Annotated in this window: 15 protein-coding genes and 1 pseudogene; 12 read left to right on the top strand and 4 right to left on the bottom strand. The window is 40.4% G+C overall.

Going from position 1 to position 15,241, the window contains the following annotated elements; all coding sequences use genetic code 11:
- The first annotated feature begins 5 nt into the window (after window positions 1-5).
- The 5 genes from nqrC (at window position 6) to NBH15_RS21860 (ending at window position 3,836) form a co-directional block, all read left to right on the top strand.
- Window positions 6-803 carry an NADH:ubiquinone reductase (Na(+)-transporting) subunit C gene (nqrC, locus tag NBH15_RS21880; protein WP_128135387.1) on the top strand — a complete coding sequence of 266 codons (798 nt, stop codon included), beginning with the start codon at window positions 6-8 and terminating at the stop codon, window positions 801-803.
- A gap of 3 nt (window positions 804-806) precedes the next feature.
- Window positions 807-1,436: an NADH:ubiquinone reductase (Na(+)-transporting) subunit D gene (locus tag NBH15_RS21875; protein ID WP_044214429.1), complete on the top strand. Its 630-nt coding sequence runs from the start codon at window positions 807-809 to the stop codon at window positions 1,434-1,436.
- Between the two features lie 25 nt (window positions 1,437-1,461).
- Window positions 1,462-2,079, top strand: coding sequence for an NADH:ubiquinone reductase (Na(+)-transporting) subunit E (gene nqrE / locus NBH15_RS21870; RefSeq protein ID WP_028729401.1), 618 nt, complete (start codon window positions 1,462-1,464; stop codon window positions 2,077-2,079).
- Between the two features lie 27 nt (window positions 2,080-2,106).
- Window positions 2,107-3,396 (top strand): NADH:ubiquinone reductase (Na(+)-transporting) subunit F, encoded by a 1,290-nt coding sequence (nqrF, locus tag NBH15_RS21865; protein WP_007656840.1) that lies wholly within the window; start codon window positions 2,107-2,109, stop codon window positions 3,394-3,396.
- Between the two features lie 257 nt (window positions 3,397-3,653).
- Entirely contained in the window at window positions 3,654-3,836 is a 183-nt protein-coding gene (locus NBH15_RS21860; protein ID WP_007656839.1) for a hypothetical protein, read from the top strand.
- Between the two features lie 491 nt (window positions 3,837-4,327).
- Here NBH15_RS21860 and NBH15_RS21855 read toward each other — a convergent pair whose 3' ends face one another.
- Window positions 4,328-4,780: a type I restriction enzyme HsdR N-terminal domain-containing protein gene (locus tag NBH15_RS21855; protein WP_048315716.1), complete on the bottom strand. Its 453-nt coding sequence runs from the start codon at window positions 4,778-4,780 to the stop codon at window positions 4,328-4,330.
- A gap of 58 nt (window positions 4,781-4,838) precedes the next feature.
- On the opposite strand from NBH15_RS21855, the gene NBH15_RS21850 reads away from it, so the two are divergent.
- The 6 genes and pseudogenes from NBH15_RS21850 (at window position 4,839) to NBH15_RS21825 (ending at window position 12,328) form a co-directional block, all read left to right on the top strand.
- Window positions 4,839-5,615: an AMP nucleosidase gene (locus tag NBH15_RS21850; protein WP_007656836.1), complete on the top strand. Its 777-nt coding sequence runs from the start codon at window positions 4,839-4,841 to the stop codon at window positions 5,613-5,615.
- Window positions 5,616-5,631: 16 nt separating this feature from the next.
- Window positions 5,632-6,654, top strand: a complete 1,023-nt coding sequence (holA, locus tag NBH15_RS21845) for a DNA polymerase III subunit delta (protein ID WP_128135385.1) — start codon at window positions 5,632-5,634, stop codon at window positions 6,652-6,654.
- An 891-nt stretch (window positions 6,655-7,545) separates the two neighbouring features.
- Window positions 7,546-7,995, top strand: coding sequence for a helix-turn-helix domain-containing protein (locus NBH15_RS21840; protein ID WP_250823542.1), 450 nt, complete (start codon window positions 7,546-7,548; stop codon window positions 7,993-7,995).
- A 63-nt stretch (window positions 7,996-8,058) separates the two neighbouring features.
- Entirely contained in the window at window positions 8,059-8,841 is a 783-nt protein-coding gene (locus tag NBH15_RS21835; protein ID WP_250823541.1) for a dihydroorotate dehydrogenase electron transfer subunit, read from the top strand.
- A complete protein-coding gene (locus tag NBH15_RS21830; RefSeq protein WP_007656831.1) occupies window positions 8,829-9,740 on the top strand; it encodes a dihydroorotate dehydrogenase in 912 nt (303 codons plus the stop codon). Before NBH15_RS21835 ends, NBH15_RS21830 begins: the two co-directional genes overlap by 13 nt.
- A gap of 429 nt (window positions 9,741-10,169) precedes the next feature.
- A pseudogene (locus NBH15_RS21825) lies at window positions 10,170-12,328 on the top strand (alpha-galactosidase).
- 84 nt (window positions 12,329-12,412) lie between these two features.
- Here NBH15_RS21825 and NBH15_RS21820 read toward each other — a convergent pair.
- Window positions 12,413-13,594 (bottom strand): MFS transporter, encoded by a 1,182-nt coding sequence (locus NBH15_RS21820; RefSeq protein WP_250823540.1) that lies wholly within the window; start codon window positions 13,592-13,594, stop codon window positions 12,413-12,415.
- A gap of 139 nt (window positions 13,595-13,733) precedes the next feature.
- Between NBH15_RS21820 and NBH15_RS21815 the strand changes: the two genes are divergently transcribed.
- Complete coding sequence (locus NBH15_RS21815; RefSeq protein WP_007656826.1) at window positions 13,734-14,438, top strand: MgtC/SapB family protein; 705 nt, start codon at window positions 13,734-13,736, stop codon at window positions 14,436-14,438.
- Between the two features lie 4 nt (window positions 14,439-14,442).
- Here the strand turns inward: NBH15_RS21815 and NBH15_RS21810 are convergent, their stop codons facing one another.
- Together NBH15_RS21810 and NBH15_RS21805 are read right to left on the bottom strand one after the other, a co-directional pair.
- Window positions 14,443-14,916, bottom strand: a complete 474-nt coding sequence (locus NBH15_RS21810) for a C-GCAxxG-C-C family protein (protein WP_250823539.1) — start codon at window positions 14,914-14,916, stop codon at window positions 14,443-14,445.
- Between the two features lie 16 nt (window positions 14,917-14,932).
- Window positions 14,933-15,235 (bottom strand): Dabb family protein, encoded by a 303-nt coding sequence (locus tag NBH15_RS21805; protein WP_007656822.1) that lies wholly within the window; start codon window positions 15,233-15,235, stop codon window positions 14,933-14,935.
- Between the last annotated feature and the right edge of the window lie 6 nt (window positions 15,236-15,241).

The following is a 15,241-nucleotide window of genomic DNA, read 5'->3' as shown; positions in this document are numbered from 1 at the left end:
GGAGTATGGCAACTAAAAAATATAAATGTAAAGTTTGCGGTTATATCCACGAAGGAGACAAAGCTCCGGATGTATGCCCTTTATGTGCAGCCCCTTCTTCAGATTTTGAAGAGATCAAACCAGAAAAGAAAGGTGGTATGAACAGAGATAGTAATGCATATACTATAATATATGCATCTGTAATGGTTCTTCTGGTAGCGGTTGTGTTGGCTTTCACTTCACAGTCACTGAGAAGTTTCCAGAAAGAAAATGAAGATAATGATAAGAGACAGCAGATCTTGCGTTCTATCAATGTTTCGGTTCCGGCTAACGAGGCTAAAGTGAAATATGGAGAATTGATCAAGGAAGCTTTCCTTGTTAATGAAAACGGAGAGAAAGTTGAAGGGGATGCTTTTACTGCAACAGCCGATCAACACCCAGTATATGTGGCAAATGTTAATGGTGAAACAAAATATATCATGGCTTTGTCCGGAGCGGGTCTTTGGGGTCCGTTATGGGGGTATATTTCCGTAGATTCGGATAAGAATACTGTTTTTGGTGCAGACTTCAGCCATCAGGGGGAAACTCCAGGTTTGGGTGCTGAGATCGCAAAACCTGCATTTAGTAACGAGTTTAAAGGTAAGAAGCTGTTTATGGACGGATCTTTCAAATCCATAGCTGTAGTTAAGCCGGGTAAAAGCGTTGCCGGACAGGATTATGTGGACGGTATTTCAGGTGGTACGATCACAAGTCAGGGGGTTGACCATATGTTATTTAATAGCCTGAGTGGTTATGTTAAGTTTTTAACCTCGCAAAATCAGTAAAAGATGGGATTAATGTCAAGTAAAAATAAAGAAGTACTGTTAGGCCCGTTGAGCAAAAACAACCCTGTTATCGTTCAGATGTTGGGTATTTGTTCTGCACTGGCTGTAACATCTAAACTTGAGCCGTCTATTGTTATGGGTATTTCCGTGACGGCTGTTGTGGCTTTTGCCAACGTGATTATTTCGTTACTGCGTAATACAATTCCTAACCGTATCCGTATTATCGTACAGTTGGTTGTTGTTGCTGCGCTGGTAACTATCGTAAGTGAAGTATTGAAAGCATTTGCCTATGATGTAAATAAGCAGCTTTCTGTGTTCGTTGGTCTGATCATTACCAACTGTATCCTGATGGGACGTCTGGAAGCATTCGCCCTGGGTAACGGTCCGTGGGAATCTTTCCTGGACGGTATCGGTAATGGTCTTGGATATGGTTTGATTCTGGTGATCGTAGGTTTCTTCCGCGAATTGCTGGGTTCAGGTACGCTACTTGGATTCCAGGTGATTCCGCAGGCTTTCTACGACTTCGGCTATGTAAACAACGGTTTGATGATCCTGCCTCCGATGGCTTTGATCGTAATCGCCGTGATTATATGGGTTCACCGTTCAAAGAACAAAGAACTTCAAGAAAATTAATGCAAACTATTAAACGAATAATAGAATGGAAGAATATTTAAGCACGTTTGTCCGCTCGATCTTCGTAGACAACATGATTTTCGCATACTATCTGGGTATGTGTTCTTTCCTGGCTGTTTCCAAGAACGTAAAGACTGCTTTAGGATTGGGTATGGCTGTAACGTTCATCCTGGTATGTACGTTACCGATCAACTATATGCTCGAAAATTATATTTTGAAAGAAGGCGCCATGAGTTGGTTGGGCGCTGAATATGCAGGTGTGAACCTGAGTTTCCTTTCGCTGATCATTTTCATTGCCATCATCGCTTCATTTACGCAGTTGGTTGAAATGGTAGTAGAAAAGTTTGCTCCGGCCCTGTATGCTTCTCTGGGTATCTTCTTGCCGCTGATCGCTGTGAACTGTGCGATTTTGGGTGGATCTCTGTTTATGCAGCAGAAAGCATTCTCTAATGTAGGGGTTGCTACTGTATACGGTTTGGGTTCTGGTATCGGTTGGATGCTGGCTATCGTTGGTATGGCTGCAATCCGCGAAAAATTAGCTTATTCAGATATTCCAAAGCCTTTGAAAGGTCTGGGTATCACCTTTATCATTACCGGTCTGATGGGTATGGCATTTATGTGCTTCTCCGGACTTAAGATCTAAGTATTAACGCATTAAACAAAAATAAAGATGATTATATTAATGTCGGGCGGACTTACCATTGCAGTGGGAGCGGTTGTATTCCTGGTGATTACACTGATCCTTGTAGGTGCGCTTTTATTTGCGAAAGCAAAATTAATACCATCGGGCAATGTGAGGATGGTTGTTAACGGAGAGAAGGAATACGACGTTCCTATCGGGGGAACCGTATTGAATACACTTCAGAGCGAAGGTATTTTCCTGTCATCTGCTTGTGGTGGTAGCGGTAGCTGCGGACAGTGTCGTTGCCAGGTGCCGGAAGGTGGCGGAAACATTCTTCCTACGGAAGTTGGTTTCTTTTCCCGTAAGCAGATCAAGGATCATTGGAGACTGGGATGTCAGACGAAGATAAAAGAAGATATCAAAATCAAAGTTCCTGATGAAGTATTCGGTGTAAAAGAATGGGAATGCGAAGTAATCAGCAACAAGAACGTGGCTACTTTTATCAAAGAGTTTATCGTGGCATTGCCTAAGGGTGAACACATGGATTTCGTTCCGGGTTCTTATGCACAGATCAAGATTCCTGCATATACTATGGATTATGACAAGGATATCGATAAAGACTTGATCGGTGAAGGTTACCTGCCGGCATGGAAGAACTTCGGTTTGTTCGGCTTGAAGTGCCAGAACACCGAACCGACTATCCGTGCTTACTCAATGGCTAACTATCCTGCTGAAGGCGACCGTATTATGTTGACTGTACGTATCGCTACTCCTCCTTTCAAACCGAGAGAACAGGGTCCTGGATTCCAGGATGTAATGCCGGGTATCGCTTCTTCTTATATCTTTACCCTGAAACCGGGTGACAAGGTAACAATGAGCGGTCCTTACGGTGATTTCCATCCGATCTTCGACTCTAAGAGGGAAATGATGTGGGTCGGTGGTGGTGCCGGTATGGCTCCGTTGCGTGCTCAGATTATGCACATGACTAAGACACTGAAGACTACAGATCGTAAGATGTCTTATTTCTATGGTGCACGTGCTTTGAACGAAGTGTTCTATCTGGAGGACTTCCTGGAAATAGAAAAGGAATTCCCGAATTTCACATTCCACTTGGCGCTTGACCGTCCTGATCCAGCTGCTGATGCAGCCGGAGTAAAATATACAGCCGGTTTTGTTCATCAGGTAATTTACGATACTTATCTGAAGGATCACGAAGCTCCGGAAGATATCGAATACTACATGTGTGGTCCGGGCCCGATGTCGAAAGCTGTAGAAAATATGCTTGACAATCTGGGTGTACCTCGTGAAATGTTACATTTCGATGACTTCGGTGCATAATTGAAAGGTCGATTATAGATCTAAATAATGGAAAGGGAGGAAAATTAAAGTTTTCTTCCCTTTTTTCTTTTCTGTTCTATTTATTAAAAAGCTATATAAAATACATATACCCAATTTATTATATAGTTCTGAAACCTGAATTTCAACAAATTTTCTATAGAAAAACGAATAAAATGTACTTTCCTATGTAATATCATGCAGCATTTTTCGTTCTTATTACATCTTAGCTAATAGAGACATAAAAATTGAGCAAGATTATGAAGCCGTTGATTTTATCTTTTTTTGCAGTCATACTGGGTTATTCTCTTCTTTTCAATGAGAAAGAAGAAATCAGCCAGCCGATCCATGGGATTGATAATTCAGTGTATATCCATAAAGCGGATACGCCGAGAATCGATTCTATCGCTATCTATCATAACAGAACCGCTTCTGTGTTATAAAAAATACTCCTAATAGCAATATTTATTCTGTAAATGTTTGTTTATTAAATAAATATTGCTATGTTTGTTCCGTATAATTGTTAACATACGGAAATGCTATACCAGTTTATTACTATATATACTTCTGAATTTTGGATGACAATGCTCCTGGGAGTGTTGGCTTTTTTGTGTTTACCTGTTGTCACAGGTGAAATAAGCAAGTTTTTTCAAACTGATAATGCGACCCGATTAATTCCGGTTGCTTCTGATTCTGTTTTTGCGGGGGAACAGGAAGGAACAACTGAATATAAGGTCTGCATGATGCCTCATATATTTCAAACTAAATTTTTGATAAGGAATTACAGTCACTGGTTGGGCTGACGAACCCTTGTCCGGCAACCATACGTTGAAGGATAAGGGGAGATGCTTTGTGTAAAAAATGTAATACTTGTTTATCTGTCTGTTTTCAGGTAAATAAGAATAAAGCTATTGTCTCTTCTTATCTGTTTTTCTCATTCCAGCTCTTTATATTCAGGGATACCTTCCAGAAAAGAATAAGTGAGATTTTCGTAGTCTATTTTACAGCAGAAATGGCTGATGCCGTTGCTGACTGCGAGGTAACGTACATGCAGCACCATGTTGTAACGTACTATCTGGTCGAATACAGCACTCGTTATCTCAATGGAGGGGGCTTTGTACTCTACGATCATTAAAGGGGCTAAAAAGCGGTTGTATGCGACTGAATCGCATCGTTTGGATGTTCCGTTTAATTTTAATGGAACTTCATTTGCCAATAGTTCTTTGGGATATCCTTTATGCGTAATCAAGTAATTTACAAAGTGTTGGCGGACCCATTCTTCAGGAGTCAGTGCAACATATTTGCGGCGTACGGGATCGAATATAGTGTGTTTCCCGTCTTTTTCCTTTACTTTCGCAGCGAATGTTGGTAAGTTTAATGACAGCATTTATTATATTTGTCGTTTATATTATACACAATAATTATACCCTCAAAGGTAATGATTTATGAAAACAAAACAAGAAATCGTTGAAAATTGGCTACCTCGTTATACGGAACGTAAGCTGGAAGATTTTGATAAGTATATACTACTCACGAACTTTACCAAATACGTAGAACTATTTGCCGAGAATTTTAATGTTCCTATACTTGGACTGAAAAGCTCGATGCCGAATGCTTCGGCCGAAGGTATTACTATCATTAATTTTGGGATGGGAAGTGCGAATGCTGCAACGATCATGGATCTTTTATCGGCTGTTACCCCCAAGGCTGTGCTGTTTCTGGGAAAATGCGGAGGATTGAAAACGGCTAATAATCTGGGAGACTATGTTCTTCCAATTGCAGCGATCCGCGGAGAAGGAACTTCCAATGAATATCTGCCGCCGGAGGTGCCGTCGCTTCCCGCTTTTTCCATGTTACGTGCCATCTCTTCTGCCGTCCGCGACCAGGGAAAAGATTACTGGACCGGGACGATTTATACAACCAATCGGCGTGTCTGGGAATATGATACGGCATTCAAAGATTATCTGAAGCGGACACATGCGACCGGCATAGATATGGAGACCGCCACATTACTCACTGCCGGCTTTGCAAACAAGATTCCGACCGGTGCTTTACTGATGATCTCGGATAAGCCGATGGAGGAAGACGGTGTAAAAACAGAAGCCAGCGACCGTATCGTTACCCGTAGCTTTGCTCCGGAACATGTGAAATTGGGTATTGAAGCACTCCATCAGATCATAGATGAGAAGAAAACGGTACGCCACATCCGTTTTAGTTGGTAATAATTAAGTCTTTATTATGGCAAAAAAAGAAAATACGTTTGAAGAAATATGCCGGGATATCGTGGCCAAGAAGTTCCAGCCCGTTTATATATTAATGGGTGAAGAGCCTTTCTTTATGGACCGGATTACAGACCTGCTTATTGAAAATGTGCTTGCTGAATCCGAGCGCGACTTTAATCAGATGATTATGTATGGGGCGGATACGGATGCGGCTATGATTATAAATGCAGCTCGCCGGTTTCCGATGATGTCGGAATATCAATTGGTGGTTGTGCGGGAAGCCCAGTTGGTCCGTGATATAGAATTGCTGACCAACTATGTGAAAAATCCGCTTAAGTCGACTGTGCTGGTTGTTAACTATAAGTATAAGAATCTGGACAGGCGGAAAACATTGGCCGCTGCAACCGAAAAGAACGGGATTCTATTCGAATCGAAAAAGATTCCGGATTATAAAATGCCGGGGTTTATCGTCTCATTTATGCAGCAACGTTCCATAGGAATCGATCAGAAGGCCGCTCAAATGCTCTCAGACTTCCTTGGAAACGATTTAAGCCGTCTAAGTAAGGAATTGGACAAGCTGGCGTTGATTTTGCCTGAAAAGGCTCCAAAACGCGTCACTCCGGAACTGATAGAACAGAATATAGGAATCAGTAAAGAATACAATAACTTTGAGTTAATAAAAGCACTTGCTGTAAAGGATGTTTTAAAAGCAAACCGGATTGCCCAGTACTTTGAAAAGAACCCCAAGAGTAATCCTATACAGATGACTCTTCCTGTAATTTTTAATTATTTTTCCAACCTGTTGATTTGTTATTATACGAAAGACAGATCGGAAACCGGATTGATGACAGCCTTAGGATTAAGAGGAACTTTTCAGGTAAAAGATTATATGACCGGATTGAGAAATTATCCGGCTATGAAAGTTTTTAATCTGATAAGTGATATCCGGACTACCGATGCCAGATCGAAAGGGGTAGATAATTCTTCCGCATCTGATGCTGATCTACTCAAGGAATTATTATATAAAATTCTTCATTAGCATAAAATGTACTTAACAATAGAAAAACTGCATGTGTCGCTGAAAATTTGAATTAGTGCACATGCAGTTTTTGTTTTTTATCGTTATTTCTCTGGAATGCTCGGATTTACGAACCTTCAAAATGACCTTCTTTATTTTGTTTTTCAATAACTTAGTTTACATTTTACCCCTCTGAGAATTCAATATTTCTTTCTTCCCGTATAATTGTTCACAAATATCACGAAAAAATCAAGTTTTAGAGTGAAGGATACAAAAGTATCCGCTTTCTTCCTGAATTATTCACATAGGATAGGACAAATTGTCAGAAACATTTTTCAACAGTGTATTGTCTGTTTACAGCAGTAACAGATATATGTACTGCAACATTTGTGTTGGATCAGATGCGTTTACGTAAATAAAACAAGTGCGTTACTTATGTATCTATAGTGGCGTAAATATAAATGTAACCAATATACATTACTAATATAAATCAATAAAAATAGGTTTAAATACTGTTATTGCTAATATGTATGATAAAATATCAAAACCCAGCCTGTTATCTAATTAAATTAATCGTTTACATTAATTTATGGCTATATTCTCGTATATAAATGTGAAATATAAGTCATTTTAGCTGAAATAATAAGCCTTAACCATCTATACAACAGGTTATTATTTAATAAAATCACCAATGTTACTTTAATCTCTTTTAGAGGCTTGTTATAGGGGTTTACAAAAGTATGCGCCACATTATTATACTGTGCGTTACAAATATATCCGTATATAATTATAAAAATAAATTGCACAATTGGAAATAATGATTTATATTTGTATCAGTATATAATTCTATACTATATTCATGTAAACAGACAGATTGGCAGTGATTTTTGGTAAATAAATCGTATTTTGGTAATGAAAGAACGTATTTTAGCAGTAATGGAACACGAAGGATTGACTCCTTCTAAATTTGCCGAAGCAATCGGTATCCAACGTTCGGCTATGTCGCATATTATATCCGGCAGAAATAATCCGAGCCTGGATGTACTAATTAAAATATTGGAACGGTTTACATACGTAGACTCCGATTGGCTTTTATTTGGTAAAGGCACTATGATGCGTGAACATGTGTTAACTGAGCCCAATTTGTTTACAAATACGACGATAATTCCGTCCAACGTACAAGATTCTCCCGAATATCGCAAGGAAATTAGGGTTGAAACACCTGTAAATACTACTAAACAGCCTGTTATTGAGCAGATTGTATGCCAGGATAAACCTTCCAGAAATGTGAGCAAAATAATGATATTCTATTCAGATAATACGTTTGAGACTTTTACCCCCGAAAAAACCAAGAAAGACTAACCCAACATTGCTATATACATCTTATTCATGTATCTTTGTATAGAAATTGAGTAATCATATTATATGAAGAAGTACATGTTAGATATGAAGGTAACTGAAAACAACCGCCTTCATAAAAATTATTGCCTGTTAAAGTTAACCTGCGACGACACTTTGCCGGAAATGCTTCCCGGCCAGTTCGTTCAGGTGCTCGTGGATAACTCTCCTACAACATTTCTTCGCCGGCCTATTTCAATCAACTTTGTAGATAAAACAACCAACGAATTGTGGTTGCTTATCCAATTAGTTGGAGATGGAACGCGTCGTATGGCAGAATACCGCCCCGGAGATATTGTAAATATCATGTTGCCATTGGGTAACAGCTTTACAATTCCTGCCAGTGAAGATAAAAATCAGGAATTACTGCTTATTGGCGGTGGTGTTGGTACTGCTCCGATGCTATGCCTGGGATCAGCTTTGAAGAACGCCGGTTTTGAACCGGTATTTCTGTTGGGAGCCCGTTCAAAGGATGATGTGTTGCAGTTGGATGAGTTTGCGAAGATAGGAACTGTTCACATAACTACCGAAGACGGCACTTTGGGTGAAAAAGGCTATGTAACAAATCATTCCGTATTGAAAAATGTTCATTTTGACCGGATTTACACATGTGGACCGAAACCGATGATGGTAGCTGTTGCCAAATATGCCGCCGCCGAATCGATCACATGCGAAGTCTCATTGGAAAATACAATGGCTTGTGGTATAGGTGCTTGCCTATGCTGTGTGGAAAATACCCAAGAAGGTCATGTATGTGTTTGTACTGAAGGTCCCGTATTTAATATAGAGAAATTGAGATGGCTGAATTAAATGTAAACATAGGAAATTTGCAGTTAAAAAACCCGGTAATGACTGCTTCGGGTACATTTGGATACGGAGTCGAATATTCCGACTTTATGGATATTTCAAGACTGGGTGGTATTTTTGTAAAAGGAACAACCATCCAACCACGTGAAGGAAATCTGTATCCCCGCATGGCGGAAACTCCTTCCGGAATGTTAAATGCGGTAGGCCTGCAAAATAAAGGAGCACAATATTTCGTCGATCATATCTACCCTGCTATTAAGGATATTGATACGCATATGATCGTAAATGTAAGCGGTTCGTCGGTGGAAACATACGTGGAATGTGCAGAAAAAATAGCTGAACTGGATAAAATTCCGGCTATCGAACTTAACATTTCCTGCCCGAATGTGAAGCAAGGTGGTATGGCTTTCGGGGTTACAACCTGTGGTGCTGCCGAGGTTGTGAAGGCTGTCCGTAAGGTTTATCCCAAGACCCTTATTGTAAAACTTTCTCCTAATGTGACCGACATTACCGAGATTGCAAAAGCAGTCGAAGCCGAAGGTGCCGACTCTGTTTCACTTATCAATACCATGCTTGGCATGGCCATTGACGCAGAGAAACGTAAACCTATATTATCTACAATAACCGGTGGCCTTTCCGGTCCTTGTGTAAAGCCGGTTGCCCTGCGTATGGTATGGCAAACTTACAAGGCAGTTAAGATTCCTATCATCGGTTTGGGAGGTATTTCCAACTGGAAAGATGCCGTCGAGTTTATGCTGGCCGGAGCTACTGCCATACAGATTGGAACCTATAATTTTATAGATCCGACTGTTTCTGTAAAAGTGATTGATGGCATGAATGAATACCTGGACAGACATGGATTCAAATCCGCCAAAGAACTTATAGGGGCTTTGGATGTATAAAACTATTGATTAAATAGAAAGATATCCTTGTTTTATTTGACAAAAAAGGGACTTATTATTTATCCAATCCGGGTGTTACCGACAGATACACCCGGGTGTAACCATAGTCGACATCCGGGTCTCAAAGTACCTGACACCCGGGTGTCAATTTGTTTTAATACCTACCTTTGTCAAAAAAGACAATAGGTTTCATGAAAAATACAAGTATCATCGGATAACTGACTACACTAATGATTCCACTGGTTATATCCTGAAAAGCATGACAGTTGTATGATAGTATAATGATAGTTTTATGATAGTTGAAGGATGTTTTCTAGCTGTGTAAACCTTTAGTAAACAGTAAGATGTAGGAAAAGTATGATAGTATGATAGTTGTTTTCAATTTTCAAGTAGAGTAAATACGTATTGTAAACCAAGTAAAATAATGAAATGAAAAACAAATTATTTCTTTTAATCTGCCTGATTGTTATATCTATATCGTTGAAAGCCAACGATAAAACAGTTATTCCTATTACAACAGACAATATCAGTCTGATTTATAAAGTAGGTAATAACGGACGTTTGTACCAATCATATGTAGGGCAAAAGCTCCGTTTTAATAGTGATATCGACCAGTTGCCTATGCTTGGCGAGGCTTATATCACACATGGTATGGAAGATTATTTCGAACCGGCTATCCGGATATTGCACAATGACGGCAATCCTTCCCTGCTGCTGAAGTATGTATCTTACAAAACCAGCGATTTGCAACCGGGTGTTACGGAAACCGTTATTAAACTGAAAGATGACGTTTATCCCGTAACGGTTGATCTTCATTTTATTGCTTATGCCAAAGAAAATATAATCAAAACGTATACCGAGATATCTCATCAGGAGAAGAAGCCGGTTATGCTTTATAATTATGCATCTTCGCTGCTTCATCTGAACGGTGGTAAATATTTTCTGACAGAATTTGCCGGAGACTGGGCACATGAAGTCAACATGACGGAACAACAGCTTTCATTTGGTAAAAAAGTATTGGATACCAAGTTGGGAAGCCGTGCCAATATGTTCAATTCGCCTTTCTTTTTACTGGCACTGAATGAGGAATCAAAGGAAAATGAAGGAGAAGTCCTTTTTGGAACCATTGGTTGGACGGGGAATTTCCGTTTTACTTTTGAGGTGGATAATTTGAATAATTTGCGTATCCTTTCCGGTATAAACAACTATGCTTCAGAATATTCATTGAAGCCGCAGGATATATTCCGGACTCCTGAGTTTATCTTTACTTTCAGTGCGGAAGGGAAAGGAAAAGCAAGCCGCGACTTCCATAAATGGGCCCGCAAATATCAGGTAAAAGACGGCGATAAACCGCGTATGACTTTGCTGAATAACTCTGGGAAGCCACTTATTTCGATTTTAATGAAGACAAGCTGGTCGATATTATGGACGAAGCCAAATCGCTGGGAGTTGATATGTTCCTGTTGGACGACGGATGGTTTGCCAATAAATATCCTCGTAGCAGTGACCGTCAGGGCTTGGGTGACTGGGATGAAACAGTGACGAAGTTGCCGAACGGCATCGGTAAACTGGTGAAAGAAGCAACCGGCAAAGGTATAAAATTCGGATTATGGATTGAGCCGGAGATGGTGAATCCTAAAAGCGAACTCTATGAAAAACATAAGGATTGGGTAATCCATCTGCCGAACAGAGATGAATATTACTTCAGAAATCAAATGGTATTGGACCTTAGTAATCCGAAAGTTCAGGATTATGTATTTGGAATTGTAGACAATCTGATGACGAAATATCCGGGTATCGCTTATTTTAAATGGGATTGCAACAGTCCGATTACAAATATTTATTCTCCTTATCTGAAAGATCAGCAGTCTCATTTATATATTGAACATGTAAAAGGATTGTATAATGTTTTGGAACGTGTAAAAGCCAAATATCCGAACCTGCCGATGATGCTTTGCTCCGGTGGCGGCGGACGTTCTGATTATGAAGCGTTGAAATACTTCACCGAGTTCTGGCCGAGTGATAATACAGATCCGATAGAACGTATCTTCATCCAGTGGGGGTATTCTCATTTCTTCCCTTCCAAAACAATGGCAGCCCATGTGACAAGCTGGAATAAGAATGCCAGCGTGAAATTCCGTACGGATGTTGCGATGATGGGTAAATTGGGTTTTGATATCCGTATTCATGATATGACTCCGGCAGAACAGGAATATTGCAAAGGGGCGGTGAAGAATTTCAATCGTTTGGGTAACGCTATTCTGGATGGCGACCAGTATCGTCTGGTATCTCCTTACGAAGGAAATCATTCTGCGGTGATGTATGTGAATGAAGCGACGGATAAGGCTGTTCTTTTTGCTTTCGATATCCATCCCCGATATGCGGAAACGTTGCAACCTGTTCGTTTGCAGGGATTGTCTCCGGAAGCTCAGTATGAGATAAAAGAGATCAATTTGCTCCCGGATACCAAATCTATATTAAAATGTAACGGAAAGACATATTCCGGTGAATATCTGATGAAAGTCGGTATTCCGGTATTTTCCGGTAGACAATTGGCTAGCCGGGTGATTGAAATATCGAAAAAATAAAAGGATATATTCATTAATAGAAAACGGAGAGGCTTGATAAATAAGTCTCTCCGTTTTTTTCTACGGATATGGATAAGCGTATTTTTATATCTTCTTTGCGGATAATAAAGTAACCAATAGAGAAGCACAGCAAAGAAAGACTCCTACACCGGCAGTCCCGGCCCAGCCAAACAGCTGCCAGGCGGTTCCGGAAAGAAAAGTTCCCAAGGAACCTCCGACAAAATAGGTTGTCATAAATATAGTATTAACCCGGTTGGAGGCTGCCGGGCATAATTCGAAAATGCTGGATTGGTTACTTAACTGGATGCATTGCATGCCAATATCTATAATAATTATGCCGGCTATGATAGAGGTATAAAAGTTTCCTCCGAAATAAAGTAATAACCAGGCTAGCAGTATCAAACCGCATCCCCAGAAATTAAAAGCTCTGACTCCCACTTTCCTGACATATTTTCCAACCAACGAGGCCGACATGGCTCCGGCTACGCCGCAAAGTCCCAACATACCAACCACATCGCTGTTTGCAAAGAAAGGTGCTTGTCCCATTTTGAATGCCAGACACGACCACATAGCCAGAAAAGAGCCGAAAGCCAATCCTGACCGGACAGCATAAATCCGTAAAGCCGGATAATCCTTTACTAAGGATAGAAGAGATTTCATGAGGTCTGCGTATTTTCCTTTAAAAGTAGGTCGTATATCCGGCAAAACGGTAACCACTACGATACTGCACACAACCATCAGCATGGCAGCAATATAATACATTTCACGCCAGCCGAACAGTTCTCCGACCACTCCGCTAATGACCCGTGAAACCAATATTCCGGATAGTAATCCTGAAACGACCAGCCCTACGTTACGTCCTTTGTTTTCCGGTTTTGAATAAATGGCGGCGATGGGTATGAATATTTGTGGTATTACCGAACAAATGCCTGTAAATAATGAAGCAGTCAGGATTATATGAATGTTAGGTGCTGTGGCGATGCATAAAAGTGAAAGTACCAAAAGAGCAAAATTGGTGACGATTATCTTTTTACGTTTATACATATCTGCCAGTGGCACAACGAATAACAATCCTAAAGCATAACCAATCTGTGTAACCATAGCGATCAGGTTGGTCGTAAATTCAGATACGTCGAGATCATGCCGTATCATATTTAAAAGAGGCTGGTTATAATATAGATTGGCGACCGAAATACCGGCAACAATGGATAATGTCCAGAGGATCAAAGGTGGAAGTCCACCGTTTTCTTTCAATGTTTGTTTCATAAGCTGTCTTTTAAGCCGGCAAATTTACCCTAAATAATTGAAACGATAAAGCCTTTTTCTAAAGGGATACAGCTTAGGAAAAGTATATAGGGATATTCAAATAAATAGTTATATTTGCCAATAAATAAAGAAGAAAAATATGATTGACCAAATTAATGATATATTACAGAATACAACTATAACTCCGACTACTGCGGCTGTGAAATTATTAGTCAGTTTCTTTTTAGGTGCGATTATTGGTGTGGAGCGCCAGTTTCGCCGTCGGGAAGCCGGAATGCGAACCTTTACATTGATCTGTATGGGATCGGCAGCAGCCATGCTGATATCTATCTGGATACCGCAATGTTATCCTAACTTCCTGAACGGTGATCCCGGACGTATTGCTGCCCAGGTACTTACCGGTATCGGTTTTTTAGGTGCCGGGGCTATTATGCAAAGCCATGGGAGTATTCATGGATTGACAACAGCGGCTTGTATCTGGGTTGTTGCCGTAATCGGTCTGGCCGTGGGAGCGGGGATGTATGTTCCGGCATTGATTGGGACAGGCCTTACATTAGTTATATTGGTTAGCCTTGAAAGACTTGAAAAAAGAATGTTCCTGAATGGGGTAAATAAGATCCTGACGATTATTTGTACGACCGCAACTCCTGATTTGAAAGCTGTCCGCAAAATTCTTGAATCAAAGAACATTTATATTGTAAGTGTTTCCTTTGAATCTATTTATGAACAGAACAAGTCTATCATAACCTATAAAGTGAATGTGAAAGCCCAGTCGTCTTATATGAATTTATTCAGTGAGATCAGGACATTGGGATATGTTTCTCAAATAAGATTGATGGCCTGAGCCATCAATCCAATTCGTTTTTCAGCATTCGTCCTGCTATACGGGCTGCATCTTCCACATATTTACTACAAGGACGTTTTGCATAATATTCAGCCGTTCTTGCAGAAGGTTCCGGAGCAGTCTGGCTGGCTTCTGCGGCAGGCAAAAGGCTGCGGCAAATGATCGTATCATGCTTTTCCTTGAACAGGTCGGACATCTTTTGAACCATTGCATAGTTCTTTGCCCGGGCTTTCTGATCCTGTTGGTCCAATACCGGATATTTGAATCCGGCCAGCATAGCCATGGCACTGACTGTTCCGCATATCTCCCGCATCCGGCCAACGCCACCGCCAAAAGATACGGACATCTTCTTTGCCATATCCAGGTTCAGTTCAAAAACATCCGAATAAGCCAGGAATACCGACTGCGCACAGTTGTATCCCGACTCAAAATTTTGAACGGCAATTTTTACACGTTCTTCAATATCAAACTCCTTCATAAAAGAGAAGTGTTATTTAGAATTCATAATCAACACACGCTCTGTCGGCTTTTACCGGGCCGATAATCCCTTTTGAAACAGCTACGTGTTCAGGGTGGTTGGCATATGTCTTTACATCTTCGAGCGAATCGAGTTCTGTAGTCAGGATAACATCCCAGGTTTCTTCGGGGTTAATATTGAAATCGACACGGATCAAACGTAAAACATCGATCTTGTCGATCAACGCTTCCAGACCTGTTTTGATTTCCTGCATTTTTGCCAGTTTATCGGCAGGAGTTGCAAACTCCGTCAGCTTAAACATTACAATGTGTCTTACCATAAACGC

Origin of the sequence: Parabacteroides caeci (genome assembly GCF_023656795.1) — a bacterium.
GTDB lineage: Bacteria > Bacteroidota > Bacteroidia > Bacteroidales > Tannerellaceae > Parabacteroides > Parabacteroides segnis.
Note: the sequence above shows the minus strand (reverse complement) of the source record. Positions and strands in the feature narration are given on the sequence as shown.

What these genes read in the sequence shown, in the direction of transcription:
- nqrC (WP_128135387.1), top strand. Translation starts at nt 6, where the DNA reads ATGGCAACTAAAAAATATAAATGTAAAGTTTGCGGTTATATCCACGAA.
- NBH15_RS21875 (WP_044214429.1), top strand. Translation starts at nt 807, where the DNA reads ATGGGATTAATGTCAAGTAAAAATAAAGAAGTACTGTTAGGCCCGTTG.
- nqrE (WP_028729401.1), top strand. Translation starts at nt 1,462, where the DNA reads ATGGAAGAATATTTAAGCACGTTTGTCCGCTCGATCTTCGTAGACAAC.
- nqrF (WP_007656840.1), top strand. Translation starts at nt 2,107, where the DNA reads ATGATTATATTAATGTCGGGCGGACTTACCATTGCAGTGGGAGCGGTT.
- NBH15_RS21860 (WP_007656839.1), top strand. Translation starts at nt 3,654, where the DNA reads ATGAAGCCGTTGATTTTATCTTTTTTTGCAGTCATACTGGGTTATTCT.
- NBH15_RS21855 (WP_048315716.1), bottom strand. Translation starts at nt 4,780, where the DNA reads ATGCTGTCATTAAACTTACCAACATTCGCTGCGAAAGTAAAGGAAAAA.
- NBH15_RS21850 (WP_007656836.1), top strand. Translation starts at nt 4,839, where the DNA reads ATGAAAACAAAACAAGAAATCGTTGAAAATTGGCTACCTCGTTATACG.
- holA (WP_128135385.1), top strand. Translation starts at nt 5,632, where the DNA reads ATGGCAAAAAAAGAAAATACGTTTGAAGAAATATGCCGGGATATCGTG.
- NBH15_RS21840 (WP_250823542.1), top strand. Translation starts at nt 7,546, where the DNA reads ATGAAAGAACGTATTTTAGCAGTAATGGAACACGAAGGATTGACTCCT.
- NBH15_RS21835 (WP_250823541.1), top strand. Translation starts at nt 8,059, where the DNA reads ATGAAGAAGTACATGTTAGATATGAAGGTAACTGAAAACAACCGCCTT.
- NBH15_RS21830 (WP_007656831.1), top strand. Translation starts at nt 8,829, where the DNA reads ATGGCTGAATTAAATGTAAACATAGGAAATTTGCAGTTAAAAAACCCG.
- NBH15_RS21820 (WP_250823540.1), bottom strand. Translation starts at nt 13,594, where the DNA reads ATGAAACAAACATTGAAAGAAAACGGTGGACTTCCACCTTTGATCCTC.
- NBH15_RS21815 (WP_007656826.1), top strand. Translation starts at nt 13,734, where the DNA reads ATGATTGACCAAATTAATGATATATTACAGAATACAACTATAACTCCG.
- NBH15_RS21810 (WP_250823539.1), bottom strand. Translation starts at nt 14,916, where the DNA reads ATGAAGGAGTTTGATATTGAAGAACGTGTAAAAATTGCCGTTCAAAAT.
- NBH15_RS21805 (WP_007656822.1), bottom strand. Translation starts at nt 15,235, where the DNA reads ATGGTAAGACACATTGTAATGTTTAAGCTGACGGAGTTTGCAACTCCT.